The 13,988-nt window shown below is 73.7% G+C and carries 18 protein-coding genes; 14 read left to right on the forward strand and 4 right to left on the reverse strand.

What is annotated here, in order from left to right; all coding sequences use genetic code 11:
- Window positions 1-396, reverse strand: a 396-nt coding sequence (locus tag Q7T15_RS12135) for an Ada metal-binding domain-containing protein (protein ID WP_304696521.1), incomplete at its 3' end; no start/stop codon positions are given.
- Window positions 397-492: 96 nt separating this feature from the next.
- Between Q7T15_RS12135 and Q7T15_RS12140 the strand changes: the two genes are divergently transcribed.
- The 6 genes from Q7T15_RS12140 (at window position 493) to Q7T15_RS12165 (ending at window position 6,435) form a co-directional block, all read left to right on the forward strand.
- On the forward strand, window positions 493-1,761 hold the full coding sequence (locus tag Q7T15_RS12140) for a PrsW family intramembrane metalloprotease (protein ID WP_304696522.1): 1,269 nt from the start codon (window positions 493-495) through the stop codon (window positions 1,759-1,761).
- Between the two features lie 513 nt (window positions 1,762-2,274).
- On the forward strand, window positions 2,275-3,303 hold the full coding sequence (locus Q7T15_RS12145; RefSeq protein WP_304696523.1) for a zinc ribbon domain-containing protein: 1,029 nt from the start codon (window positions 2,275-2,277) through the stop codon (window positions 3,301-3,303).
- A 158-nt stretch (window positions 3,304-3,461) separates the two neighbouring features.
- Window positions 3,462-4,295 (forward strand): DUF4397 domain-containing protein, encoded by an 834-nt coding sequence (locus Q7T15_RS12150; RefSeq protein ID WP_304696524.1) that lies wholly within the window; start codon window positions 3,462-3,464, stop codon window positions 4,293-4,295.
- Between the two features lie 16 nt (window positions 4,296-4,311).
- Window positions 4,312-4,968 (forward strand): class F sortase, encoded by a 657-nt coding sequence (locus Q7T15_RS12155; protein ID WP_304696525.1) that lies wholly within the window; start codon window positions 4,312-4,314, stop codon window positions 4,966-4,968.
- A gap of 77 nt (window positions 4,969-5,045) precedes the next feature.
- Window positions 5,046-5,609, forward strand: coding sequence for an RNA polymerase sigma factor (locus tag Q7T15_RS12160; protein WP_304696526.1), 564 nt, complete (start codon window positions 5,046-5,048; stop codon window positions 5,607-5,609).
- Window positions 5,590-6,435: an anti-sigma factor gene (locus Q7T15_RS12165; protein WP_304696527.1), complete on the forward strand. Its 846-nt coding sequence runs from the start codon at window positions 5,590-5,592 to the stop codon at window positions 6,433-6,435. Before Q7T15_RS12160 ends, Q7T15_RS12165 begins: the two co-directional genes overlap by 20 nt.
- On the opposite strand, the gene Q7T15_RS12170 is transcribed toward Q7T15_RS12165, so the two are convergent.
- The 3 genes from Q7T15_RS12170 to Q7T15_RS12180 form a co-directional block, all read right to left on the reverse strand.
- Window positions 6,432-6,971, reverse strand: a complete 540-nt coding sequence (locus Q7T15_RS12170; protein ID WP_304696528.1) for a DUF308 domain-containing protein — start codon at window positions 6,969-6,971, stop codon at window positions 6,432-6,434. The two genes, Q7T15_RS12165 and Q7T15_RS12170, sit on opposite strands and share 4 nt — an antisense overlap.
- A 49-nt stretch (window positions 6,972-7,020) precedes the next feature.
- Window positions 7,021-7,443 carry a pyridoxamine 5'-phosphate oxidase family protein gene (locus Q7T15_RS12175; RefSeq protein ID WP_304696529.1) on the reverse strand — a complete coding sequence of 141 codons (423 nt, stop codon included), beginning with the start codon at window positions 7,441-7,443 and terminating at the stop codon, window positions 7,021-7,023.
- 87 nt (window positions 7,444-7,530) lie between these two features.
- The gene (locus Q7T15_RS12180) at window positions 7,531-8,709 is read right to left on the reverse strand and encodes a MarP family serine protease (RefSeq protein ID WP_304696530.1); all 1,179 of its coding nucleotides are present in this window, start codon (window positions 8,707-8,709) and stop codon (window positions 7,531-7,533) included.
- Between the two features lie 214 nt (window positions 8,710-8,923).
- Between Q7T15_RS12180 and rpsO the strand changes: the two genes are divergently transcribed.
- The 8 genes from rpsO to Q7T15_RS12220 all read left to right on the forward strand — a co-directional run bounded on the left by rpsO (window position 8,924) and on the right by Q7T15_RS12220 (window position 13,812).
- Window positions 8,924-9,193 (forward strand): 30S ribosomal protein S15, encoded by a 270-nt coding sequence (gene rpsO / locus Q7T15_RS12185; protein WP_055855728.1) that lies wholly within the window; start codon window positions 8,924-8,926, stop codon window positions 9,191-9,193.
- Window positions 9,194-9,358: 165 nt separating this feature from the next.
- Window positions 9,359-9,949: a TetR/AcrR family transcriptional regulator gene (locus Q7T15_RS12190; protein WP_304696531.1), complete on the forward strand. Its 591-nt coding sequence runs from the start codon at window positions 9,359-9,361 to the stop codon at window positions 9,947-9,949.
- A 59-nt stretch (window positions 9,950-10,008) separates the two neighbouring features.
- Window positions 10,009-10,182, forward strand: coding sequence for a hypothetical protein (locus Q7T15_RS12195; protein WP_304696532.1), 174 nt, complete (start codon window positions 10,009-10,011; stop codon window positions 10,180-10,182).
- Window positions 10,183-10,232: 50 nt separating this feature from the next.
- Window positions 10,233-10,946 (forward strand): hypothetical protein, encoded by a 714-nt coding sequence (locus Q7T15_RS12200; protein ID WP_304696533.1) that lies wholly within the window; start codon window positions 10,233-10,235, stop codon window positions 10,944-10,946.
- Complete coding sequence (locus Q7T15_RS12205; protein WP_304696534.1) at window positions 10,943-11,635, forward strand: hypothetical protein; 693 nt, start codon at window positions 10,943-10,945, stop codon at window positions 11,633-11,635. Before Q7T15_RS12200 ends, Q7T15_RS12205 begins: the two co-directional genes overlap by 4 nt.
- 20 nt (window positions 11,636-11,655) lie before the next feature.
- The gene (locus Q7T15_RS12210) at window positions 11,656-12,309 is read left to right on the forward strand and encodes a hypothetical protein (protein ID WP_304696535.1); all 654 of its coding nucleotides are present in this window, start codon (window positions 11,656-11,658) and stop codon (window positions 12,307-12,309) included.
- A 51-nt stretch (window positions 12,310-12,360) separates the two neighbouring features.
- Window positions 12,361-12,849 (forward strand): hypothetical protein, encoded by a 489-nt coding sequence (locus Q7T15_RS12215; RefSeq protein WP_304696536.1) that lies wholly within the window; start codon window positions 12,361-12,363, stop codon window positions 12,847-12,849.
- 9 nt (window positions 12,850-12,858) lie between these two features.
- Complete coding sequence (locus tag Q7T15_RS12220; protein ID WP_304696537.1) at window positions 12,859-13,812, forward strand: NADP-dependent oxidoreductase; 954 nt, start codon at window positions 12,859-12,861, stop codon at window positions 13,810-13,812.
- The last annotated feature ends 176 nt before the right edge of the window (window positions 13,813-13,988 follow it).

Genomic DNA, 13,988 nt, shown 5'->3' on the forward strand with positions numbered 1-13,988 from the left:
CGCGAGCGGGCCCGCGCCGAGCTCGCCCTGCAGCACGCGCGTGAGGTGCCGGCTCGAGTACCCGAGCCGCGCCGCGAGGCCCGGGACGCCCTCGCGCTCGACGACCCCGTCGAGGATGAGCCGCATCGCGCGGGCCGAGAGGTCGTCGCGGCGGTTCCACTCCGGGTTGCCCGGCACCGCGTCGGGCTGGCAGCGCTTGCACGCGCGCAGCCCCGCCTCGTGCGCCGCCGCCGCGGTCGGGAAGAAGTCGACGTTGTGCGGCCGCGGCGTCGTCGCCGGGCACGAGGGGCGGCAGTAGATGCCGGTCGTGCGCACGCCGGCGATGAACTGCCCGTCGAAGCGCGCATCGCGCGCGGCGAGGGCCCGGTAGCAGACCGCGTGGTCGAGAGGGGGCACGCCCCCACCCTGCCACCGGGCGGATGCCCGCACCAGCGGGATTCGGACATCCCGATCACGTCGCCCTGCCCCGATCGCCTCGATAGGCTCGCGACCATGAGCGAGCACCCCCTCCCGCCCGGATCCGCGCGGAGCACGCCCGACTGGTCGGCGACGGCGGGGCTCGCGCCCGGCGCGGCGCCCGCGCCCGCGAGCGCGCCTCCCGAGGTGCGCGCCGAATCGGCCCAGCCTGCGCAGCCGGGGTTCGCGACGCCGCCGCGGCGCCGATCGGTCGGGATGCTCGTCCTCGCCGTCATCGGATTCGTCGTCCTCGGGGTGGTCGCCCTGGTCGTCGGCCTCTACCTCCTCGCCGGGCTCGGCCCCGCGGGCCTCGTGATCGGAGCGATCATGGCGCTCGTGCCGCTCGCGATCGTGTTCGCGGGCATCCGCTGGATCGACCGGTGGGAGCCCGAGCCGCGCCGCGCGCTCGCCTTCGCGTTCCTCTGGGGCGCGGGCATGAGCGTGCTCATCGCGCTCGTCGTCGACGCCGAGATCCGCAACGTCGTCGCGATGGCGGGCGGGCCGAGCGAGGCGTTCGAGTTCTTCGGCGCCGCCATCCAGGCGCCGATCGTCGAGGAGCTCGGCAAGGGCCTCGGCGTGCTCATCCTGTTCTGGACGGTCCGCCGCCACTTCGACGGGCCCGTCGACGGGATCGTCTACGCGGCGACGGTCGCGGGCGGGTTCGCGTTCACCGAGAACATCCTCTACTTCGGCACGCAGCTCGCCGAGGGCGGGCTGCTGAGCGGCGGCACGATCGAGATCTTCTTTATCCGCGGCCTCATGTCGCCGTTCGCGCACGTCATGTTCACGGCGTTCATCGGCGCGGCGCTCGGATTCGCCGCGCGCCGGTCCGGAGCGCTCGCGGGCCTCGGGCTCTTCCTCGTCGGCGCGATCCCGGCGATCCTGCTCCACGCGTTCTGGAACGGGGCCCTCTTCTTCGTCGGCGACTTCTACGGCTACTACCTGCTCGTGCAGGTGCCGATGTTCCTCATCGCGGTCGCGATCGTCGTCGCGCTGCGGAAGCAGGAGCAGCGGCTCACTGCGGTGCGCCTCGGCGAGTACGCCGCGGTCGGCTGGCTGCACCCGCAGGAGGTCGCGATGCTCGCCACGCCCGCCGGGCGGCGCACGGCGCAGGCGTGGGCCGCGCGCCACGGAGTGCCGGGGCTCATGCGCGCGTTCATCCGCGACGCGACGCGCCTCGCGCACGCGCGCCAGCGCATCCTCGGCGGTCGCGAGGGCATCGGAGCCCACGTCGACGAGGCGGAGCTCCTGCACCGCGTCGCCGCCTCCCGGCACGCGCTCATGTCGGGGCGCGCGACGCCCTGAGGGCGGCCGGCGCGGTCGGGCGGATGTCCGTGGCCCCTTGACGAGATGGGGGCCGGTCGGTGCGCCCCCGCGCTCCGACCGGCCCGTCCGATTCACTCCCTGCGTCGCAGCCCCCTGCGACTCACCCCCCGGTTGCAGTCCCCCGGAGTTCCTCGGCTCGTTCCCGATACACACGGCATTCGGCGTCCGCTCGAGGTCGGATTGCCCGGGCGCGCGCCCCCACTTCGGGGGATACCCGAGGAGAGGCGGAGAACGTGCCGTCACGGGGTGCGCCGCTTAACAGACTCGCCGCCCAGTGGCGGGGCAAGGCCTCCGGCGCTTCTGGGCGGCGAGTTGATCTGCCCCTATCGTGCAACGGGCCCGCTCGGAGGTCAAGCGATGGGGAGAATCGGGCGGTCGACCCCCTGACTGGGGCGGGAGGAGGAGGAGCCCTGCTCGCTACTCTGACGAACGGGGGCACGATCGCGCTCGGCCCCGCTGACCCGAGGCGCGCGAGAGAAGGCGGTGACGCGGGTGGCGGCCTGCCCGAACTGCGCTTCGCCGCTGCGCGACGGGCTTCGATTCTGCACGCAGTGCGGCACCGCGCTGCTCGCGCCGATCGCGGAGACCCCGGCTGATCTGCCATCCGCACCGCCCACGGCCTCGCCCGATCCGTTCGTCGAGAGCCCGACCGACGCGGGATTCGACCCGGTGCCCGCCCTCGGGCCGCACGCCGCCGAACCGCTCGCCCGCCCGAGCATCCTCGGCCTGCTCGTCTCGCCCTCGCCCTCGCCCGAGTCTCCGGATGGGGGTGACGACGAGGCCGCCGACGACGAGGCCCCCGAAGCCGAGGCCCTCGAGGAGCGCATCCCGGATCGCCCCGCGCCCCTGCACCCGCTCGGCGTGCCCGTCATCAGCGCGCGGAAGCCCCTCGGCCCGGGAGCGAACCCGACCCACATCGGTCGGGCGAGCTCCTACATCACCGCGCCGCCTGCGGTCGCCGCGGCATCCGCCCCCGTTGCGCTCCCGGCGTCCGCCGTCTCGGCGTCGCCGCCCGATCCCGCGCCCTCACCGCCCGTCGAGCACTCCGTGCCGTCGCCCGTCGCTCACTCCGCGCCCGTCCCGTCTGCCCCGTCGTCGGCACCCCTCGACCGGCAGCCCGCGGGGCGCACGTCGGGCCGCCGCTACTCGCCGCCGCCGGCGCGCAGTACGGCGGCCACGTGGGCTCTCGTCACGGGGCTCCTGCCGCTGCTCGTGTCGATCTTCGGCAACGCCGTCACGACCGAGCTCGGAACCCAGGCGCTCAAGGCGACCGCGTCGGGCGTGACCTCCGGAGCGTGGGCGCCCGTCTTCGTGGCCCTGTCGCTCGTGTTCGTCTCGAACGCCGCGCTCCTGACCGTGTGCGCGATCACGGGCGTGCGCGGCATCCGCGAGACCAGCAACGGGGTCACCCGCGGTCGGCCTCTCGCGGTCTCCGGGCTCGCCGCCGGTGCGGTGAATGTCGTGCTGCTCGTGGCGGGGCTCGTGATCTCCATCTCGGGGCTCTCCGCCGTCCTCGCCTGACCGCTTTCAGCATCCGACAGGTTCACTGACGGCTTTCTCCCAGGTTCGAGCGCATCCGAACGCGGTCCCCGGCCGGAAGTGATGGATGTAAGGCGAATTCCGCCTTGACCCCGGAAGGGGCATCCGCCCCGCCCCCGGGGCCATCTAATGGAGGAACCATGCGCAACCGAATTCTCGCGGGCCTGGGCGTCGCCGCCCTCGCCACCGTCGGCGTCGCGGCCCCCGCGAACGCCATCAGCGACACGTCGGCCGACCTGTACGTCGTCCACGCCTTCCCCGGCCTCACGGTCGACGTCTACGTCAACGACGGCGCCGAGCCGGCTCTCGCCGACTTCGAGCCCATGGATGTCGCGGGCCCCCTCGACCTCCCGGCCGGTGACTACAACTTCAAGGTCGTCGCCGCCGGTGGCGACCCGACCGTCGAGGAGGAGGTCGCGATCGAGCTCGACGCGACTCTCGCCGCGAACACCAGCTACACCGCCGTCGCGCACCCGCTCGAGGACGGCACGCCGGTCCTCTCGGCCTTCGTGAACGACATCTCCGAGATCCCGGCCGGCGAGGGCAAGATCACCGTCCGTCACACCGCGCAGGTCGGCGCCGTCGACGTCCGCTCGGGCGACGCGGTCCTGATCGAGGCGCTCGCCAACCCGGACGAGGCCGACGTGCTCCAGCTGCCCGCTGACACCTACGCCGACATCAACGTCGTTCCGACCGGCACCGACACGCGCGCGATCGAGCTCGGCGACGTCGTGCTCCCCGCCGGCACGAACATCTTCGTGCACGCGTTCGGCCCCATGGAGGACGAGACGTTCAGCGCCGTCGTCTTCACGATCGACGACCTGCACTCGGCCCCGGCCGAGATCCCCGCGGGCGAGGCCGGGCTCGGCCAGCAGTCGAACGGCGGCCTGATCGCCCTCGGCGCTGCGCTCATGCTCGCCCTCGCGGGCGCCGCTGTGGTCGTCCGTCGTCAGACCGTCGGCGCCGAGCGCTGATCGAGGTCTGAGGATCATGTCGAGGAGCGGGAGGACGGCACGGGCGATCGGGCTCGTGGTCGCCGGCCTCCTGCTCCTCGGCGGATGCGCTGCTCCGGAGCCGGCAACGGCACCGGAGCAGCGCATCACTCCGTCGGCGAGTCCCAGCACGCAGCCGACCACGATCGAGAGGGACCCGCGCGACGTGCTCGACGCGCTCGCCTCTCGCGTCGCCCCGGCGCCCGTCGCGCTCTCGATCCCCGACCTCGGGATCGACATGGCGGTGCTCCCGCAGGGGCTCGATGACCGCGGTCGGATGGCGCTCCCCGCGAGCGCCTTCGACGTCGGCTGGTACCAGTACAGCGCCGGGCCCGGCGCGAGCCAGGGCGCGACCGTCCTCGCCTCCCACGTCTTCACCGTCGCGGAAGGGGAGGGGCCGTTCCTCAACCTCCTCGGCGCGCAGCCCGGGCAGCTCGTCTCGGTCGTCGACGCCGAGGGCGTGCAGCACGAGTACCGCATCACCACGGTCGAGCAGATCCCGAAGGACGACGTCCCTCTGGATCGCATCTTCACCACGGTCGGCGACCCCCACCTGGTGATGGTCACGTGCGGCGGCGACTACGACTCCGGCTACGCGGGCGGCGTCGGTCGCTACGAGGACAACGTCATCGTCACGGCGGAGCGGTTGTCATGACAGCCCCGTTCGCTACCATGGCGCGCACGGCCCACGCTCGTCCGGGCCGTTCGATGCAGCGGGAGCGGAGCCGGCACGTGGTGACAGCGATCGACGACGGCACCGAGCTCGCTCGGCGCTTCGTCGCCGGGGACGAGCGCGCGCTCGCCGACATCTACGGTCGATGGAGCTCGCTCGTTTACTCCCTCGCGATGCGCTCGCTCGGGGACGTCTCCGACGCGGAGGACGCCACGCAGCGCGTGTTCGTCAAGGCGTGGCAGAGCAGGGAGCGCTACGACGCGAGTCGTGCGAGCATCTCGGCCTGGCTCGTCGGCATCACCCGCAACGTGATCGCCGACGCCCACGAGACGCGGGCCCGGGAGCGCTCGATCACCGAGCAGCTCACGGCCATCACCTCGCCGGGCGAGTCGGCGGCTCCCGACGCAGAGCTCGCCGATCGGCTCGTCGTCGCCGACGAGATGGCGCGGCTCGAGCCCATCCCGCGCCAGGTCGTCGAGCTCGGGTTCTTCGACGACCTGACCCACACGCAGATCGCCGACCGGCTGGGCATGCCCGTCGGCACGGTGAAGTCCCACATCAGACGCAGCCTCTCGAGGCTCCGAGACCGCATGGAGGTGAGCCATGGAGCAGCGCGACCCTGACCGCACGAACGATGACGCCCGGGCCCACCTCGACGCCGAGGCCATCGCGCTCATCGCCATCGGCGAGGCTCCCTCGACCCGCGGCGAGTCCTACCACCTCGCGGTGTGCCCGACGTGCCGCTCCGAGCTCGACCAGCTCCACGAGGCCGCCGAGATCGCGCGCACCACAATCGGAGACGGCGCACTCGTCGCGCCCGCGGCGTCGGTCTGGGCCGGCATCCACCGCGAGCTCGCCCTCGCCCCCGACGTCCGACCCCCCGGGTCCGCCCCCGTCGGGGCGGGCGCACCCGCGGTCGGCTCGCGCCGCGCTGACCGTGCTCCGCGCACGGCGGCTCCCGAGGCCGCCCCTGTGGCGAGCATCGCTGAGGCGCGCGAGCGCCACGGCCGGATGCGCCGCGTCGTCGCACCGCTCGTCGGCGTCGCTGCCGCGGCGGCCGCGATCGGCGGCCTCGCGCTCGCGTGGGACGGGCTCCGACCCGCGCCCGAGCCCACGACTCTCGCGAGCGCATCCCTCGACGCCCTTCCCGCGTGGCAGGGCTCGACCGGCGCGGCCGTCGTGACGGAGTCCGCCGACGGCGAGCGCATCGTCTCGATCGAGCTCGCCGCCTCCGCCGAGGGGGAGGGGGTCCGCGAGGTGTGGCTCCTCACGCCCGAGGTCGACGGCCTCATCAGCCTCGGCCTCCTCGAGGGCGGCTCGGGCACCTTCGTGATCCCGGACGGCATCGACCTCTCCGAGTACCCGATCGTCGACGTGAGCCTCGAGCCCGTCGACGGCGATCCCGCCCACTCGGGCGACTCGATCGTCCGCGGCGCGCTCGACGTCTAGTCCCGGCGGCGGCCCGCGAGCACGCCGACGGTCACGAGCAGCAGCCCGACCGCGATGAGGAACGCGGCGCCGACCGCGAGCACGGTCGCGATCGCCGCGCCCGGCAGGGCCAGTACGAGGATGCCCGCGACGATCGAGAGCACGCACGTCGCGATCAGGAGCCCCCGCGGTGCGATCGCGGCGTCCGGCATCCCGCCGAACAGGCCCGCGATGCCGTCGATGATCCAGCCGACGCCGACGACGGTGACGAGCAGCACGAGCCCTGCACCGGGGCTCGCGATCGCCACGACCCCGGCGACGAGCACGACGGCGCCGAGCACGCCCACGAACCAGCGCAGAGCGCGAGGCAGCGCCGGGCCGCGCAGCGCGACGAGCAGGCGGAGCGCCCCGACGATGACGAGGTGCAGCCCGAACAGCACTGCGATCGTGACCAGGGTCGCCGCGGGCCAGGCGAGGGCGACGGCGCCGATCAGGGTCGAGAGCGCCCCCACGACGAGCAGGAGCGGACGCGGGCGCGACGGAGCGATCGAGGGCATGCCCCCAGTGTGCCCGACCCCGCCCGAGCGACCGCCGCGCGTCGAGCGGTCAGTACCGCTCGGGCTCCGAGGCCCGGAGGAAGCGGCGCCCGGTGACCTCCTCGGGCAGGATCCGCACCCAGCGGTACTTGAGCGTCGGCAGCCAGGGAGTCAGCGGCAGCGTGTCGGCGGCGTCGATCTCGCTCTGCAGCTCGAGCCGCTCCGCTCGGCCCTTCACGACGACGCTCCAGGCCTCCTCGTCGGTGGCGCCGTCGATCTCGAAGGCGACGTGGTCGTTGATCGAGAGCTCGAGCAGCTTCGTCCCGGGCGCGGTGCGGAAGTAGAGCATCCGATCGCGCGTCGCGTAGTTGACGGGGAAGATGTCGACCGTGCCCGCCGCGGTGACGGCGAGGCGACCGAGGCTGCGCGAGGCAAGCGCGTCCCAGCACTCGTCCGCCGAGAGCTCCGTGATGGGGCCGAGTCCGATGGTCATGTGGGGCTCCTTTCCGCTGCCCCTCATCAGACTCCCGAGCGGGGCGGTCGCGTCAGGGCCGAAAGTCCCCAGTCGGCGCCGCGCCGCTCAGCGGGCGCAGGAGCCGGTGCTGACGCTCTCGCTCAGCGTCGGCGCCGCGGCGATCACGGGGTCGAGCTCGGCCATCGTGTGCGCGTAGCCGACGCCGTCGCGATTCTGCGCCTTGGCGAAGATCATGCCGACGACCGCCCCGTCGAGGGTGAGCACGGGGCCGCCCGAGTTGCCCGGGTTCACCTCGGCGGCGAGCGTGTACGTGTCGCGCGGGTACGAGCCCTCGCCGTCGATCGCGGGCGAGCTGATCGTGCCCACCTGGACGACCTCGGCGCCGCCGGAGACGAACGGCCCGCCCCAGGGGTAGCCCTGGACCGCCCCGACCTCGCCGATGCCGATCGTGTCGCCGATGGCGAGCGTCGCGACGGGCAGGTCGTCGACCGCGACGATCGCGATGTCCTGCTGGCCGTCGAAGTAGACGACGCGACCGGCGAGGCCCCCGACGCCGGGGAACTCGATCGTGGGCTCGGTGACGCCGGCGAGGACGTGCGCGTTCGTCAGCAGGCGGTCCTCCGCGATCACGAATGCGCTGCCCGACTGCACCTGGCCGCACGCGTACGCGGAGCCGGAGATCCGGCCGACCGACTGGCCCGCGCGCCGCAGCTCGGGGTTCTGCGCGTCGATGACGGGCGGAGGAGGGGGAGCGATGTCGCCGAGCGCGTCGGCGATGCGGGGGATGCCCTCGCTCACGACGAGGCTGCGCACCTGGCCGAGCGCGCTCGCCACCGGGCCCGGGGTGTAGCGCTCGATCGTGCGGAGCACGGTCGAGTTCGCGGTGGTCGTCGACACGACGGGGATGCCCAGGGCAGTGACGGTCGAGCCGACGAGGCTCATGACGAGCAGCGAGACCACGCCGCCCGCGATCGCCCCGCCGACGCGGTCGAGCGGCCGGGCGCGTCGCGCGACGCCGCGCCGCCACACGTGGCCCAGGCGCTCGCCGAGGCTCAGGCCGCCGACGACGAAGAGCACGATCGCGAGGAAGACCGCGGTCGCCCGCCAGGTCGGCTCCGCGATCCACGTCGTGATGGGCGGGATGAGGAGGAACGCGAGCACCGCGCCGACCGCGGCGCCGATCACCGAGCCGAGGGTGAAGAGGAAGCCCGCTGCGGCCCCGCGCGCGATGGCGCCGACGGCGAGCAGGAGGAGGAGCACGTCGAGCAGCAGCGGCAGCAGCATCCCGCCCCCTGTTCCTGTGTCCCGAGCGTCGTGAGCATCCTGGCACGCGGGTCTGGGCGGTGTCTGCCCCGTCGTCGGGGGGAGCGTCGCCGAGGGCGCGAGTCGGTGCGGTCGACTGGTAGTATCTGAAGGTTGCCGTCGAACGGCCGCGGAGAAAGAGAGCCCCGAGCATCCCGCTCAGGGCGCCGCGCAACGAGGAGAGAGGGGATCACCTATGGCACTGGAAGCAGACGTCAAGAAGGCGATCATCGACGAGTACGCGACGCACCCCGGTGACACCGGATCCCCCGAGGTGCAGGTCGCGATGCTCACCAAGCGCATCAAGGACCTGACTGAGCACCTCAAGGAGCACAAGCACGACCACCACTCGCGTCGTGGTCTGCTGCTCCTCGTGGGCCAGCGTCGCCGTCTGCTGGGCTACCTGCAGAACATCGACATCGAGCGCTACCGCTCGCTGATCGAGCGACTGGGTCTGCGCCGCTAACACGCCCTGCGTGCTGGCGAGCCGTCGAGAGACACCGCGAGCTTCTTGCGCGAAGGCCGCCCCCGACAGCGTCGGGAGGCGGCCTTCGTCGTCTCCCCGGACCGGAACGACTGGAATTGTGGCACTTCCGCTCCCGTCCTCCGCGGCAGGGCTAGGGTGTCTCGGATGAACGAACCACGCCGCCGCGGCCGACCGGTCGAGCTCGACCTCGAACGCGTCGCGCACGTCGCTCTCGACATGTTCCGCGACCAGGGGTACGACGCCGTCACGATGGAGGACATCGCGCGGGTCGTCGGGCACAGCCGGCGCACGATCTTCCGCCACTTCCCCGCCAAGGCCTCGCTCGTCTGGGCCGGAACCGACGGCTTCGCCGACTCGCTGAAGGCCGAGCTCGCGCGCACCGACCCGTCCCTGCCGGCGATGGACGCGGTCCGCACGGCCTACGTCGCAGCCACGCGCATCCCTCCCGAGCTGCACGAGGTCACGCGCCAGCGGCTGCTGCTCATCGGCGACAACCACACGCTGCACTCGGACGGCGTCGCGCGGTTCGCCGACGTCGGAGCAGCCATCCGCCGGACGTTCATCGATCGCGACGGCCTCGACCCGGACGGCCTCGACGCCGCGATCGTCGGCGACACGCTCGTCCTCGTCGCGCACCAGGCCTTCATCTGGTGGGCCCGCCACGGCGAGGGCGAGCCCGGCCCCGTGCTCGAGGCCGCGTTCGACCGCGTGGCCGAGGGCTTCCGCCGCCGGTGAGGCGGCGCTCGAGCGCCGGGCGAGCAGACGGCCCTCGCCGCCCGTCGGCCCTCCGCCGCGTGAGCCTAGTCCGGCTCGCCCTCGTCGGCTTTCTCGTCCTGCTCATCGTCCTCGCCGGCACGACCGCCGCCGGCCCGCTGCGCGGCGTCGCCCGCGGCCTCCTCATCGTCGTCGCCCTCGCGATCGCCGTGAGCTACCTCGTCGAGTTCGTGCTCTCCCGCCGGCGGCGCTGACCGGCCCGGATTCCCTGCCGAATCCCCGTTCCGCGTGCGATTCTCGAGACATGCCCGAGCAGCGACGCGCGACGCGAGGCGATGTCGCGCGCCCGCTCCGCCGGTCGGCGATCGCGGGAGTCCTCGCCGTGGTGCTCGCGCCGGGCATCCTCGCCGCGTGCGCGTCCGCTCCGATCGGGACCGCGGTCGGCCTCGAGGCCGTCACCGCCAAGCGCGACCGCGTCGCGGATCAGGCGCACGAGCGATCGATGCAGCGGCTCGCCGAGTTCGTGCGCGGGAAGTGGGGGCCCGTCGCGCTCCCCGAGGTCGTCGTGGACCGCTGGATCGACTACGCCGAGTGGGGCGGCGCGATGTCCGAGTGCCTCGCCGCAGCGGGCTTCCCGGGGGCCCGCGCCGCCGACGAGGGGCAGCGCATCGACTACAGCGGCGTCGACGTCGAGTCGGCGCGGGAGCTCTTCGCGGTCGACGTCGCGACCTTCGAGTGCCAGGGGCGGTTCCCGGTGCGCACCTGGTTCACGGAATCGGTCCGCGGCGTCGAGCTTCCCTGGGCCTACGAGTACGTGACCTCCGAGCTCCCGTCGTGCCTCGCCCGCCATGGCTGGGCCGTCGCCGAGGCGCCGCCGAGCGATGAGTTCGCGGCGAGGTGGCGGACGGACGAGGCGTTCGACCCGTACGCCCTCGTCGGGCCCGATCCGCTCGAGCGCGCCTCCGCGACCGCTCGCTGCCCGGCACCCGAGGCGCTCCTCGACGGAGCCTCCCGATGACCGCCCGCATCGGCCTTGCCGGCGCTCTGCTCCTCTGCGGTCTCGCCGGCTGCGCATCGCCGGCCGCGGCGCGTCCCGTCACGATCGAGGATGTCGCCGCCGAGCGGTCGGCGACGATCTCGTCGCAGTGGCGCGCGGCGGTCGCCCACTCCACTCGCTTCGTGCGCGAGCGCTGGCCCGAGGCCGAGCTCGAGATCGACTTCGACCGGTGGGTGCCCGTCGAGAGCATCGACGAGGCGCGGGCGGCGTGCCTGAGCGAGACGCTCGGCCGGGAGGTCACCGTGACGGAGGCGAGCGGCCTGCTGCAGGTCGGCCCCGGCCCGATCTCCGAGCCGGCGTGGACGGCGCCCGTCGCCGACATCGGCTGCGGCCTCTCGGTGCAGCCGTGGAGCTCGCTCTACCCGTTCGGCGGGCCGGTCGAGCGGCAGTGGGTGCGCGAGCAGCTGCTCGTCGAACTGCCCGCGTGCGCGAGCAGCGTCGGCGCGCGACTCGTCGTGCCCGACGTCGACGCCGCGATCGACGGCGCGATCTACCCCACGAGCGTCGGCCGGTCGGTGAGCGCGATGCAGAGCGTGTGGCCGCATGTCGAGATCGTCGCCGGCCCGCTCGAGCGCGCGCGCGTTCTGACCCAGTGCGCCGACCCCGGCGAGGTCCTGCTCGACCTCGCCCCTCCGGAGATCGTGCCGTGATGCGGGCGCCGCGGCGGTCCGTGCGCGCGCTGCTCGGCGCCGCGCTCGTGATCGCGTGCGGCGGATGCTCGAGCGTCGAGCCTCCGAGCGTGAGCCTCGAGCTCGTCGCGGCCGAGCGCGCCGAGCGGCTCGTGGGGCTGTGGTTCGACAGCGCGCAGGCGACCCAGCGCGACCTGCGGGAGCAGTGGCCCGACTCGCCGCCGCTCCAGTTCGAGTTCACCGAGTGGGTCGAACCCTCCGACTACCGGGCGCGGCTCCTCGCGTGCGCCTCCGAGCGCCTCGGCCGCCCGGCCGAGCTCGGCGGCGAGGCGATCGCGGGGGAGGACCCGTGGGAGCCCGCCGTCGCGGAGGCGCTGTGCCGCCACGAGTTCCCGCCGTTCAGCTCCGAGTTCTCGCTCGGAGGGCCGATCGAGGCCCGCTGGCTCGACGCGCAACTGACGACCGCGCTGCCCGCGTGCGTCCGCGCCTTCGGGGGGCGGCTCGACATCGCCGACACGCGACCGATCATCGACGCCATCCGCGACCGGCCGTCCAGCAGCGAGGGACGGCGCGACATCTGGTCGATCATCGCCGTCACCGGGGTCACCGCACTCGATCGTGCCGCCATGCGCGTCGCGTGCCCCGATCCCGCCCTCGCCATCGATCAGCTCCCGCTTCCCGTCATCGACCGATAGCCGGGGGCGGATCCTCAGCCGTGCCGCGGCGCCACGGCGCACAATGTGACCATGCCGTCGGACGACCTCCTCCGCCCGGTCGCCGTCGTGCGCGCGGGGGTCGGGCCGTGGGGGCTCCGACTGGCGCTCGCCGCGATCGCGATGACGGGGGCGGCGACCGGACTCGTCCTCGGCGTCGCGCCCCCGGGCATCCTCACGGGGCTTCTCATCGCGGTCGCGCTCGGCGCGTTCCTCGTGCTCGCGGCGAGCGCCGCGCAGATCACGACCCGGTGGCGCACGAGCCTGCGGTCCGACGGCTGGTCGCTCGTCGTGCGCGGGCCGTTCGCGGTGGCCGAGCACTCCTACGGGCACGAGCTCGCGATCGGCCGCTGGGTCGATGCCCGCCGCAGACGCCCCGAGCTGTGGGTGATCGAGTCGGGGCGCATCGCCACGCCGATCGGCGACGCGCTCGACCCCGTGCGCGTCGAGGGGTTCGCCCTGACGGTCGGCGTGCCGGTCCTCGACATCGAGGGCGTGCCGCCGAGCGGACGCGGTGCCTAGGCTGGCCGCATGAGGCCTCTCGCATCGCGCGTCGTCCGGTACCACGAGCGGGGAGGCCCTGAGGTCCTCCGGATCGAGACCGTCGAGGTCGCGCCGCCCGGTCCCGGCGAGGTGCGGGTCCGGTTCGTCGCGGGCGGCCTCAACCCGGTCGACGCGAAGATCCGATCGGGTCGCTCGCGCATCGTGCTCCCGCTCCCCGTCGATGTCGGGCGCGAGTTCGCGGGCATCGTCGAGTCGGTCGGCCACGGAGTCGACGGGCTCGCGCCAGGCGACGCCGTGTTCGGATCGATCCCGCAGGGGGCCTTCGCCGACTGGGTCCTCGCGCCCGCGGGCGTCGTCGCGCGCGTGCCCGAGGGCGTGCCGCTCGAGGTCGCCGCAGGGCTCGCCCTCGCGGGCCAGACGGCGTGGGACGCCCTCGCTTCGCAGGGCATCGCCGCCGGCGAGACGATCGTCGTGAGCGCGGCGGCGGGCGGGGTCGGCGGCATCCTGAGCCAGCTCGCGGTGCGGCGCGGCGTCCGCGTCATCGGCACCGCGGGCCGCGACAACCACGACTGGCTGCGCGCGCACGGCGTCGAGCCCGTCCTCTACGGCGACGGACTCCGTGCGCGACTCGCCGCAGCCGGGCCCGACGGCATCACGGCGGTCTTCGACCAGGCGGGCGCCGAGACGATCGAGGCGGCTCTCGCGCTCGGCGTGCCGCCCGAGCGCATCAACACGATCTCGACCGATGCGAGCGCCTACGGGGTCAGGAACGTCGGGCGCGGGGCCGTGCATCCGCCGACGCTGGATGCCCTCGCCGCGCTCGTCGCGAGCGGCGACCTCGTCGTGCCGATCGCCGCGTCGTTCCCCCTCACCGAGGTGCGCGAGGCGTTCGCCTTCCTTGAGGCGGGGCACCTGCGCGGCAAGGTCGTCGTCACCGCCGACGCGACCGACGACGCTGAGCGGCCAGGACCGACGCGCTGAGCGGGCAGGGCACTAGGTCGCGACACGCCGTGCTGATAGCCTGACTGAGGCGCGATTCCGCGTCACTCAAGTGAATACCGCACGGAGCAGGCCGGCTCGAAGCTGGTCACCGGTGGTGATCTCCCGTCCCGCAGCGCACGCGCAGCGCCGGAACGGTGGATGTCTACTGTTGGCCA

The sequence above is a fragment of the Microcella sp. genome, assembly GCF_030645145.1.
GTDB lineage: Bacteria > Actinomycetota > Actinomycetes > Actinomycetales > Microbacteriaceae > Microcella.